Below are 12,006 nucleotides of genomic sequence, written 5' to 3' on the forward strand. Positions count from 1 at the left end.
CTATTATGGCATCATCCTACAAAACGCCTGGAGTTTACGTAGAAGAAATATCAGTATTTCCTCCCTCGGTAGCACAGGTCGAAACGGCTATACCGGCTTTTATAGGTTACACTAATAAAGTTTCAAATAAAAGCGAACACGATTTATTGCTAACTCCAAAGAAAATCGGCTCTATGCTAGAGTTTGTGGCGCTCTTTGGAGGTGCTCCTGAAGCTAATATTAGCGACATAAAACTTACTGCTTCAAAATCGGTCTCTTCCTTTAGTATTGAGGATACCTATTATTTGTATGATGCGCTAAGGCTATTTTACGCAAATGGTGGCGGCGATTGCTACATCGTAAGTGTGGGCAAATGCGGTGAAGATAATATTGCATTGACAGATTTAGAAAGCGGTTTAGCCAAAATCGCCAAGGTAGATGAACCGACTATTTTAGTTTCTCCCGATGCCTGTTTATTAGATCAAGCTGATCTAGACTCCTTTAATCAAGGATTATTAAAACAATGCGGGAAATTAGGTGATCGCTTTGCTTTGTTAGGTATTAAAAATGATAATGAAGATCTCGAGGTAGATATAAGTGCCTTTAGGAATGGCGCTGGTATGAACAGCCTAAAATATGGAGCTGCGTACACACCTTGGTTAAAAGCAAATTTACCGCGAACCGTTCACTACAAAAGTTTAAAAGGTGAAATAAGCTTAGGAGGTGTTTCGGTTAGTTTAGCTGACTTGATTCAGGATGCAGAAGCAAAAAGTCTTGCTAATCAACTTGATGAACTGATAGATGACAGCGCACTCGTATCAGAAAAGCTGAGTGACCTTGCCGACTCTAGTTCCTCGGTTGATAATCAATATCAGGAGTTGCTTACCACGGTCACAACGAGTTCTTCCATCGCAAACCTCCTCAGTCTTTTTCAATTCTATGCTGATGCAATTGATTTTATACGAGATATTGTTGAAGTGGGAACCGATAATTATAAATTGAAACACACTTCGGCAACGCCTCCAGACCAAGCCTTACAACCGCATTTAAATTCGGTATTTAATACAAGTTTGACTGATGGCAGTATTCATACCATTACGGAGACTATGGGTGAAATGCTCAAAAGTTTTAATGATACTTTTACCGCTAGCCATGTAATTAATTCTACAACTGGCGTGGATTATACGCCATCCTCAAGTAGTACAACCTATTTTGTAGATAGCGAAAGTCAATCAAGCCAAATAGCTTCATTACTCCCTACGGTGAGTAGTTTCTATACTGAAATCAAATCGGCATTAGACTATATCAGCAGCACAACAGCAAATTATTTAAGCACTTACGAAACAGCCGCAACCGAAATGATTCCGGCACTGAAATCGATAAAAAGTGCCATTGCAGGAGAATACATCGTGCTACCACCTGGTGCAGCAATTGCGGGGGTTTATGCACGAACAGATGCTAACCGCGGTGTATGGAAAGCTCCAGCCAACACTTCTTTAAATAGTGTTGTGGGTGTAACACACCTTATAGATCACGATGATCAGCAAGGCTTGAATGTAGATACCGTTGCCGGAAAATCTATAAATGCTATTAGACCCTTTACCGGAAAAGGTATTATGGTATGGGGCGCTCGTACCCTTGCTGGTAATGATAACGAATGGCGTTATGTTCCTGTACGTCGCTTTTTCAATATGGTTGAAGAATCAGTTAAAAAAGCAACTGAACAGTTTGTATTTGAAAGTAACGACGCCAACACTTGGGTAAAAGTCCGCGCAATGATCGAAAACTTTTTAAATCTTCAATGGCGTGCCGGAGCTCTAGCCGGAGCAAAACCTAACGATGCTTTTTATGTTCGTGTAGGGCTTGGAGAAACGATGACCGCTGAAGATATATTAAATGGTATTATGGCGATCGAAATTGGTATGGCAGTAGTACGACCTGCAGAATTCATCATCCTAAAATTCTCTCATAAAATGCAGGAATCATAAAAAACTAAACATCTAATCCTAGTAATTAAAAATCGTAAAAATGGCAGCAATATATCCTTTAGCAAAATTTCATTTCCTCGTTGATTGGGGCGGAACGAATGTAGGTTTTACAGAAGTCTCCGGTCTTGATGTGGAAATTGAACCTATAGAATACAGACACGGGGCAAGCCCGGAATACAGCAAAACTAAAATGCCGGGAATGCAAAAATACAGCAACATCACGATGAAGCGCGGCACTTTCTTAGCAGACAATGAATACTTCACTTGGTGGAATAGTGTAAAACTCAACACCATAGAACGACGTGACATTACTATCAGTCTCCTAAATGAAGAGCACGCGCCTGTTGTTGTTTGGAAAGTAAAAAATGCATTTCCTATAAAAGTACAGTCAACAGATTTGAAATCTGATGCCAATGAAGTGGCTATAGAATCTATCGAGATTGTGCACGAAGGTTTAGAAATACAAAACGGTGCATAATGGCAAACTACTATCCGCCGGTTGGTTTTCACTTTAAAGTTGAATTTGGAGCGGTTTCTCCAGAAATCGATCACCAGTTTCAATCTGTGAGCGGACTTTCAGTAGATATAGAAACGGAAGAATATGCCGAAGGTGGAGAAAATAGGTTTAAGCATAAATTACCCGTTCGTACCAAGTTTCCTAATCTGGTCCTCAAACGCGGACTCGTAAGCGATTCAAAACTTATTAAATGGTGCAAGGACGCTGTAGAAAATTTTGATTTCAGTCCTACAGATGTAACGATCAAACTTTTGAATAATGAACACGAACCTCTGGTGACCTGGAATGTAGTTCACGCGTATCCCGTAAAATGGTCGGTTTCAGATTTTAATGCAGAGCAAAACAGTATCGCTGTAGAAACCATAGAACTAGCGTATAACTATTTTAAATCTTGATTATGCCCATTGAAATTAAAGAATTGCATATCAAAATTAATGTTAGCGATAACGCTAACTCTACCGCTGCGACTTCGACAACCTCTTCTGCTAAAAAAGAAAAACTCATCGAAGCATGCATAGAACAAGTTATGCGTATTCAAGAACGAAAAAACGAACGATAAATGGCCTTAGGAGAACTTTTTAAATTGAAGATCACCGCATTTAGCGATATAAAATATAGTGAGAAAGTAGCTGATGGAGTTTTTACATCTCTGCTTAATCCAGAAAAATACACGCTGGCGTACAAGATTGAATACAATGATGATCAGGCTGCAGGGTCTAGTGGCAATGATCCCAGATTTGAAAAAATGCCTCCAAAAGATCTAGATCTTGAATTCTTGTTTGATCGTACAGGCATAATTGCTCACAATCAAAATCAAGATAAAGACGCCGGAGTGGTCGATGATATTCAGCAATTTAAAGAAGTAGCATTTGAATATTCTGGGGATGAACATCGCCCCTATTATTTAGAAATCCGTTGGGGCAGTCTGCTTTTTAAAGGGATTTTAATTGAGATGAATATTGAATACAAATTATTCAATCCTCAGGGAACTCCCTTAAGGGCTGTCATCAAAGCAAAATTTAAGGAGACGATAGACCCTGAATTGCGTCTGGCAGATGAAAATAGAAATTCACCAGACCTAACACATATTCGCACCGTAGAAGAAGGCGATACATTACCCTTAATGGCCTATCGCATCTATGGCGATTCCAAATATTATTTACAGCTAGCGCAAGTAAACGGGCTAACCAACTTTAGAAAATTACGACCGGGGCAAGAGCTTTTCTTTCCTCCTATTCTAGAAAAAACAACCTGATCCATCATACTTATGAGCATTGCAAATACCATAAATACAGGAATTGTTAGTTTCAAATTGATGATAAACGGCACAGATAAAAGTTCTTCTTTATCTGTAAAGTCTATGGTAATCAATCACGAAGTTAACCGAATTCCGTATGCATCGATAGTTTTGGTTGATGGCGACGTATCTCGTGGAAGTTTTGATTTGAGTTCGTCTGAAGATTTTGTTCCGGGTAGTGAGATCGAACTATTAGCAGGTTACGCCAATGATGTGGAGCCTGTATTTAAAGGTAAGGTGATTCGCCACAGTATTAAAATTCGGGAATCGGTTGCTGTGCTAGTTGTAGAATGTAAACATGAAGCTGTGAAGCTTACTTTAGGTCGTAAAAGCAAGTATTACTACGAGAGCAGCGATAGCGATATTATTGAAGAAATACTGTCAAACGCTGGCATAAATGCTTCCGTCGAAGGCTCAACCTATGTACATCCCGAATTGATTCAATATCAGACTTCAGATTGGGATTTTTTAGCCCTTCGTGCACAGATTAACGGTCAACTTTGTTTTCTAGAAGATCAAACAGTCACAGTAAAGAAACCAGACATTTCCGCAGATCCTGCTATCACGCTTGAGTATGGCCTCAACCTTTATGATTTTGATGGAGAGATTGATGCGCGTAACGCTTTAAAAACAATTACAGCATACAGCTGGAACAGCAATAATCAAGAAGTAAGTGAAAAAGAAGCTCAAGAACTTAGTGAAGTGCAACAAGGAAATTTGTCGAATGCAGATTTAGCAGCAATTCTTGGTCTCGACAATTATAAATTAGATCACGGTGGGAACCTTACCGAAGAAGAGCTTCAGGAATGGGCCGATGCTAAAAAGGTGCTACACCTCCTATCCTACAATAGAGGACGTATTAAAATGCAAGGTAGTGCAATTGCAAAACCGGGAATAACTGTTGAATTGAAAGGCCTGGGCACGCGCTTTAGTGGAAAGGCTTACATAACCGCAGTAAGCCACGAAATCACAGAGGGCAATTGGTTCTCAAATCTTCAATATGGTTTGAATCCGGAATGGTTCAGTGAAACTTTTGATGTGAATCCTCCTGCGGCTTCGGGTATCGTTCCTGCAGTAAGTGGCCTGCAAATAGGTAAAGTCACCCAGATACAGGATGATCCCAATGCCGAAGAACGCATTATGGTTAAAATTCCCATAATCAATAATGCTGAAGAAGGAATCTGGGCACGTATCGCCTTACCGGATGCCGGTGAAGAACGTGGTATTTTGTTTAGGCCTGAGATTGACGACGAAGTCATTGTAGGCTTTATCAATGACGACCCCAATGACGCAGTAATTTTAGGCGGATTACACAGCAGCGCAAAACCTGCTCCGCTTACAGCTTCAGACGACAATTACGAAAAAGGAATTTTCACCCAAAGCGGAATTCAGTTGCTATTCAACGATGAAAGCAAATCAGTTTCTATTGTAACTCCGGGAGGTCGCAGTGTGCTTATAAACGACGATACAGAAGAAGTCATTATTGATGATAACGGTAATAGTACGATCACTCTCAACAGCGATGGAATTGCCCTAAGCAGTAGCGGTGATATTTCAATAAATGCTCAAGGAGACCTCAACTTAGAAGGACAAAATATTACACTAAAAGCCCAACAAGAATTAAAAGCAGAAGGAGCTGCCGGTGCCGAATTTTCAACTTCTGCAGTAGCTGTTTTAAAAGGATCACTAGTACAAATAAATTAAACCTATGCCATTTGCAGCACGACTTAACGATATGCATACCTGCCCGATGCAAACTCCGGGAACACCTCCTGTGCCTCACGTAGGCGGTCCCATAGTAGGTCCGGGAGAACCTACGGTACTTATTGAAGGAATGCCGGCAGCTCGCGTTGGAGACAATGCAGTTTGCGTAGGACCTCCTGATGTAATCGCTTCAGGTTCAACAAGTGTTTTGATTGGCGGAATGCCGGCGGCCAGAATGGGAGACTCAACAGCACACGGCGGCAGTATTGCTATTGGTGCTCCCACAGTTGATATAGGCGGATAAAAGTAAGATTATGAAAATTGAAGAGTCATTTTTAGGTACCGGATGGAGTTTCCCTCCAGAGTTTAGCAGTGAGAATAAAAGTGTCAAGACCGTTAGCGGAATTGAAGATATCAATCAAAGTCTCCATATTCTATTAAATACAAAATTGGGCGAACGTGTGATGCTGCCCAATTACGGGTCGAGTTTGAGTGATTTTGTTTTTGAAGGTCTCAATATGAGTATGCAAACTTATATAACAGACCGCGTGCGTATGGCTATTCTGTATCACGAAAGACGCATTGAGCTCAATAAGATTGATTTTGATCAAACACGCATTGCTCAAGGAGAAGTACATATGATCGTGCATTATACGGTGCGGTTAACCAATTCTAGAGGGAATATGGTTTACCCGTTTTACATCAATGAAGGAACCGAATTAAAATAGATTATGACAGCAACCTGCATAGATACTTTTTTAATGAACTTGAGAGGCACCTCTCAAGCGCAACGATCTGCGACATTCCTAGACCCGAAAAAGGTTAATCTGAATGATTTGGAACTTACAGATTATATGCAACTTGCTCATAATTTTGCAAAAGAAATTCATTTTTTCAATACACATACGCCTGAAAATCCAACGGGTGATTGGCAAAAATTTTTCTTGGCAGGAGATGCTGAAACTCTTCAATCGTTCTTAGATCAAGCAGAAATAAATAAAGATGTCACTCCGCACCTCACGCTATTCATATGCTTTTTAAAACTCCTAGAACATTCAAAACTTCGGTTCAACGCCATAACTCAGCGACACTTAGATTTTTATTATGCTGAAGTACTTCAGATACAGAAGAGGCCGGCGCAAAAAGATCAAGTGCATTTGCTATTTGAGCTTGCCAAGAATATTGACCAATATGCCCTACCTGAACAAACACAGCTTTTAGCAGGAAAAGATGAAAACAATACTCCACGGATTTATGAGACCGAGCAAACCACAGTTCTCAATAAAGCAACGCTCACAAGTATTAAAAGCATTTATAAAGATCCTACCGAAAAAGTAATTAGGGCTACCCAAAAAACAAACAGTTTTGACGGTATTGAAGAAGATTTAAAAGAAGAACCTTTCTGGTTACCCTTTGGATATCCCAATACTTTTAAAAATCGTCCCGCATTGCCTGATGCTACCTTGGGGTTTGCGGTAAATGCTTCAGTGCTAAAAATGAGTTCGGGAACAAGACAAGTTTGTATTCATACCTCATTTGACGAAGATCAAACCATTGCAGAAGAAGCTTTGATCGAGCTCATCAACATTTACATTACAGGAGAAAAAGGATGGTTGGGGCCATTTAAACTACAGACCGAAAGCCTTTATCCTGAATTTATAACGCGTACCGGTATAGGTTTTATAGATTTTGCTTTCCGTATAGAAGCTACAGAAAAGTCAATAATAGAATTTAATGCTGATATTCATAGCGGAGCTTATTCTAACGAAAATCCTGTTGTAAAGTTTGAACTTCCTATCACTTCTCCTGAAGCTTATGATCTGGCACAGCAACTTGGGGATTGCTCCTTGAATGAAGTAGAAGTTACAGTAGCTGTTGATGGTTTAACAGATCTCGAACTCAGCAATGATGTGGGGAATTTAAGTGCTTCAAAGCCCTTCTACCCTTTTGGACCACGTCCCTTTGAAAAGTCGAGTTTCAAAATTAAATGTCCGGAACTTTATGAGAAAAACTGGCACGAAATCAATCTAAGATTGAATTGGCTTAATCTTCCTGATGATTTTGCAATCCATTATTTGGGATACCGAAGCGGAACGATCAATTCATCTAGAGCCTATGTTAAAAGCATTTATAACATAGACTCCCAAACCGATTTACAGGATCTGACTGAACTTTCAGAAAGTTTTACCAATAATCCTGAAAACTTAATTGTTGAAAGCAGCGCACATTTTAATGCACAAATCACTATAGGTGATGAAAACAAAAGCTTTTCTACCAATTATTCAAAAAATGAACATCCCCTTTTTGAGGAGGCATCTTCAGAAACCGACATCAATATAAAAAGTTTAAGCGCTACTGGAATAAAAGCTGAAGAGGAAGCGATCAAGATTTCTTTAAATACAAGTTTCTACCACGCGCAGTATTCAAAACTTTATGCTTTGGCTCTTGCTGCTCAAAATGCAGAGGTGATCATCCCAAATGAGCCTTATACTCCGCTTTTAGAATCTTTGGCGCTAAGCTACCACGCATCGCAAAATTTAGATTATAAAAGCAAGACAATTGATGAAAAATCTGGAGATGAACTAAAGCTTCTACAAATACATCCTTATGGAATTATTGAAAGCTCCTCACTTTTTCCAAAATACGACCATGGTGGTTTTCTTCATTTAGGTTTAACCAATGCCAAACCTGGCAACCAAATCAATCTTCTTTTTGAAATAAAAGAAGGAACCGAAAACACCTTAAAAGAATCATTTGCCGAAAATGAAAAGATAAAATGGTCTGTTCTTACTGATGAAGGTTGGAAGCCGCTTTCAACACAAGAAATAATTAGAGATGAAACCGATAACTTTTTAAAAACGGGAATTGTAACGATCGCTCTTCCTGAGTCCAGCACACTTGAATCGAGTCTATTGCCATCAGGTCAGATTTGGTTACAAGCACATACACCACGTGATTTTGATGCCGTTTGCAGGTTTTTAAACATTCATACGCAAGTTGCAAAAGCGCAATTAGCAACCACATCAACAGATCATTTAAAAAATGGATTACCAGCTGAGACCATCAGTAAATTAAATACCAGACTGGCTCAAATCAAAAGCGTAAAACAGCCTTATGCTAGTTTTAATGGTCAAACTCAAGAATCTCAAGAGGCCTACTACAAACGCATAAGTGAACGTCTTCGCCATAAAGACAGAGCCCTAACGCTTTGGGATTATGAGCATCTTGTTCTTCAACACTTTCCGGACATTTATAAGGTAAAATGCATCAATCATACCTGCAAGACAAAGTTTAAATCAGCAGGAAATGTAACCTTAGTGGTTATTCCCAACACCATTAACAAACCCACATACGATCTTTTTGAACCTCGCTGTAGCACGGCACTTCTAAATGAAATTCAAGACTTTCTAAACGCCAGGAGTTCATTCTTTGTTAAGCCCCAAGTTATAAATCCTGTTTACGAACCCATTACGGTTTCACTAAAGGTGAAATTTCATAAAGGTTATGATGACTACTATTATAAAAATGAATTGCAGGAAGCAATAAAAAAATGGCTTTCTCCTTGGGCTTTTGAAGATGTTTCCAGCTTAATATTTGGTGTAAGTGTTATAAAAAGTATGCTCATAAGTCATCTTGAGCAGCTGCCCTATGTAGACTATCTAACCGATGTGGTGTTAATGCATCAGGAAAAGGCCAAAAATGAGATCATCCCTTCTACGCCAAAGGCAATTCTTGTTTCTGCCAAAATGCACAACATAGCGCTTGCTGCTACCTCTTGCGCAATCATTGAAAATCAAACCGAAATCTCATGCTAACGCTTCAAAAACCAATATCGATAAAGAAAGATACCGCATCACGCGATGATCTTGATTTTGATTTTCTACGGAAAAGCGGCATTGCTTATATCGAAGCTTTAGGAAGCAAATTATGGACAGATTATAACACCCACGACCCGGGAATTACACTACTTGAGGCTTTGTGTTATGCCATTACAGATCTCGGGCAACGTATGAGTTTACCGGTAGAAGCGCTGCTTGCTAAAGAGGAAGAAAATGGAGTTAAGCAATTTCATGAAGCTTCAGCTATTTTGGGATGTTCACCGGTCACGCATCTCGATTACCGTAAATTGTTTATTGACGTTCCGGGCGTGCGCAATGCCTGGTTATTAAAGCATGACAAAAAGCTTTATATCAATACTAAAGATGCTAAACTGAGTTATCGTTCCTTTCTAAAGAATTCTGCGTATGCGCATCTGAAAGCTGAAGATGAACAGGTAAAATCACTCAACGGACTTTACGATCTCGTTGTTGATCTAGATGGAACACGCAGCATAAACAGCCTGCGGCCTGAGCTGATGAGACGCTATCAAGCGCATCGTAACCTTTGCGAAGATCTTATTCATATTACTGAGGTAACTCAACATCCGGTTAAAGTTTGTGCACAAATTGAGCTTTACCCTGAGGCTGATGAAAATCAAGTAAAAGCACTTCTACTTAAAGCTATTGACAATTATTTTTCTCCGAGTATACGGCCTAAAACCTTGAAGCAGCTCGTTGAAATGGGATATGAAAGTAAGGAGATTTTCAACGGTCCATTATTGGAAAACGGTTTTCTGGCTGATGAGGAAGTTCAAAATGCGCAATTACGTACAGAAGTTCGTCAAAGTGATTTAATTGCCATCATCAACACTATTAAAGGCGTCAAGAATATTAAAGCCATAAGTATCGGTGCCTGCAACGATCAAAAACCATCTCTTGACAATTGGGTGGTTTGTATTGATAACGGTAAGAAGCCAACCCTTTGCGATAAGAGTTCGTGGAGTTTTTTTAAAGGCTTTATTCCCATAGTGCCAAATGAAGCAAAAGTTGAAGCCTTTCAAGAAAAGCTGAAGGAGGCAGAAGAACTGGATTTATTAAAAGTAAGTAACGCGAGTAAACATCTAGAAATTCCTCAAGCCAATTACAGTGATCTTTCTGAAACGAGTAGCATACAAAACGATCTTCCCGAGGTTTATGGGGTTGGCCCGTACGGATTAAAAAGCAACGCTTCGGCGGAAGATAAAGCGAAAGCAAAACAACTGAAGGCGTATCTGCTCTTTTTTGACCAAATCCTAGCAAATTACTTCAAACATTTAAGCCATGTTTCCGAAGTATTGGCGGTAAAAGGAACCAAGACCCAAAACTATTTCGCTCAACCGCTTACAGACATCAAAGGCTTGCAAGAGCTCTTGAAAGATTCTGAAAAGTATAAGGATGAGGAGCAACTAAGTGCACTATTCTACTCCGGTTTTGATGATCGTAATCAAAAAAAACGAAACGAAATTCTAGATCATTTACTAGCGCGTTTTGCAGAAAGTTTTGGTGATTATGCCTTCTTAATGCAAAAAATATACGGAGAATTCGCCGATGATGCGGTACTGGCCACAAAAGAACGCTTTTTGAGCGAGTATGCCGAAACCAGTTATTCAAGATCTGCAGCATTTAATTGGTATCAACAATCAGAAACCAATTTATGGGATACCGACAATATTTCGGCACTGCAAAAACGTTTGTATCTCCTTCTTGGAATTACAGACATCGATCGTAGAAACCTTTCTGAAGATTATATCGAGATCTACGAAGAGAAGGATTCCGATAATAAATTGGAGTATCGCTGGCGCATCAAGGACGGTTCAAAAACCATTTTATCTTCAGCAACAAAAAATTATAAAACGCTAGAAGCTTTACATCAAGAGCTGATTCTGGTTAAACGCTATGCAACAGACAGTGCCAATTATAAGTTCAGAAAAATAAAGAAAAAGAATCCTGAGGATGCAGATAAATGGTATTTCGTTCTCGTTAATCCAACGGTAACCAACACTAAAAGTGAAGATTATATCATCGCACGGCGCATTGCCCAATATAAGAGTAAAGCAAATGCACTCAAAGCCAGTAAAGCGGTACTTAACCTGATCAAATCCTTTAGTGGTAATGAGGGGATGTATTTAATAGAACATATGCTTTTACGACCCGATGTGACCAAAAATACAGCTGCAGAAGATACATTTTTACCCATCTGTAAAGAACAAATAGAAGAAGCGTGTGAACCTCTTGATCCCTATAGCTTTAGAGTGAGTATCGTACTGCCAGGTTGGACCGAACGTTTTGGCAATATTGATTTTAGAAGATATGTCGAGGATTTAATCTGTAGAGAATTACCTGCGCATATACTACCGAAAATATGCTGGATCGGTTACCCTAAAAACTACACCGACCCCGATGGAAACCCACCGGAAGAAAACGAGATGGTTTTACTTGAAGCCGCCTACAAGAACTGGCTCCTTTCTAAGACCAACGGTGGTCAAAAACAGGACGAAGCCGCCCTTACATCACTGAATAAAATCATAAGCAGTCTGCACACCATTTATCATCAAGGCCGCCTCTACGATTGTACACCCCCTGAGTCTGAAGCTAACGAGCAAAAAACAAATCAAAAAGTCATTCTGGGACGTACCCACCTTGGCAAACTTTAAAACCTATGGC

The 12,006-nt window shown here is 39.7% G+C and carries 10 protein-coding genes; all 10 read left to right on the plus strand.

The window, feature by feature from the left end; all coding sequences use genetic code 11:
• The first annotated feature begins 5 nt into the window (after window positions 1-5).
• The 10 genes from WA338_RS15385 to WA338_RS15430 are packed head-to-tail and all read left to right on the plus strand — an operon-like array spanning window position 6 to window position 11,996.
• Complete coding sequence (locus tag WA338_RS15385) at window positions 6-1,967, plus strand: phage tail sheath family protein (RefSeq protein WP_272985584.1); 1,962 nt, start codon at window positions 6-8, stop codon at window positions 1,965-1,967.
• Window positions 1,968-2,007: 40 nt separating this feature from the next.
• A complete protein-coding gene (locus WA338_RS15390) occupies window positions 2,008-2,445 on the plus strand; it encodes a phage tail protein (protein ID WP_167596979.1) in 438 nt (145 codons plus the stop codon).
• The gene (locus tag WA338_RS15395; RefSeq protein WP_272985586.1) at window positions 2,445-2,879 is read left to right on the plus strand and encodes a phage tail protein; all 435 of its coding nucleotides are present in this window, start codon (window positions 2,445-2,447) and stop codon (window positions 2,877-2,879) included. The genes WA338_RS15390 and WA338_RS15395 overlap by 1 nt, the downstream gene beginning before the upstream one ends.
• A gap of 2 nt (window positions 2,880-2,881) precedes the next feature.
• The gene (locus WA338_RS15400; protein WP_164916923.1) at window positions 2,882-3,043 is read left to right on the plus strand and encodes a DUF5908 family protein; all 162 of its coding nucleotides are present in this window, start codon (window positions 2,882-2,884) and stop codon (window positions 3,041-3,043) included.
• Complete coding sequence (locus WA338_RS15405; RefSeq protein WP_272985589.1) at window positions 3,044-3,739, plus strand: CIS tube protein; 696 nt, start codon at window positions 3,044-3,046, stop codon at window positions 3,737-3,739.
• Window positions 3,740-3,751: 12 nt separating this feature from the next.
• Complete coding sequence (gene vgrG / locus WA338_RS15410; RefSeq protein ID WP_272985590.1) at window positions 3,752-5,485, plus strand: type VI secretion system tip protein VgrG; 1,734 nt, start codon at window positions 3,752-3,754, stop codon at window positions 5,483-5,485.
• Between the two features lie 4 nt (window positions 5,486-5,489).
• Window positions 5,490-5,789 carry a PAAR domain-containing protein gene (locus WA338_RS15415; protein ID WP_272985592.1) on the plus strand — a complete coding sequence of 100 codons (300 nt, stop codon included), beginning with the start codon at window positions 5,490-5,492 and terminating at the stop codon, window positions 5,787-5,789.
• 10 nt (window positions 5,790-5,799) lie between these two features.
• A complete protein-coding gene (locus tag WA338_RS15420) occupies window positions 5,800-6,213 on the plus strand; it encodes a GPW/gp25 family protein (RefSeq protein WP_272985593.1) in 414 nt (137 codons plus the stop codon).
• A 3-nt stretch (window positions 6,214-6,216) separates the two neighbouring features.
• Window positions 6,217-9,300: a baseplate J/gp47 family protein gene (locus WA338_RS15425; RefSeq protein ID WP_272985594.1), complete on the plus strand. Its 3,084-nt coding sequence runs from the start codon at window positions 6,217-6,219 to the stop codon at window positions 9,298-9,300.
• Window positions 9,294-11,996: a hypothetical protein gene (locus WA338_RS15430; RefSeq protein WP_272985595.1), complete on the plus strand. Its 2,703-nt coding sequence runs from the start codon at window positions 9,294-9,296 to the stop codon at window positions 11,994-11,996. The genes WA338_RS15425 and WA338_RS15430 overlap by 7 nt, the downstream gene beginning before the upstream one ends.
• The last annotated feature ends 10 nt before the right edge of the window (window positions 11,997-12,006 follow it).

It is taken from the genome of Leeuwenhoekiella sp. CH_XMU1409-2 (genome assembly GCF_037029365.1).
GTDB lineage: Bacteria > Bacteroidota > Bacteroidia > Flavobacteriales > Flavobacteriaceae > Leeuwenhoekiella > Leeuwenhoekiella blandensis.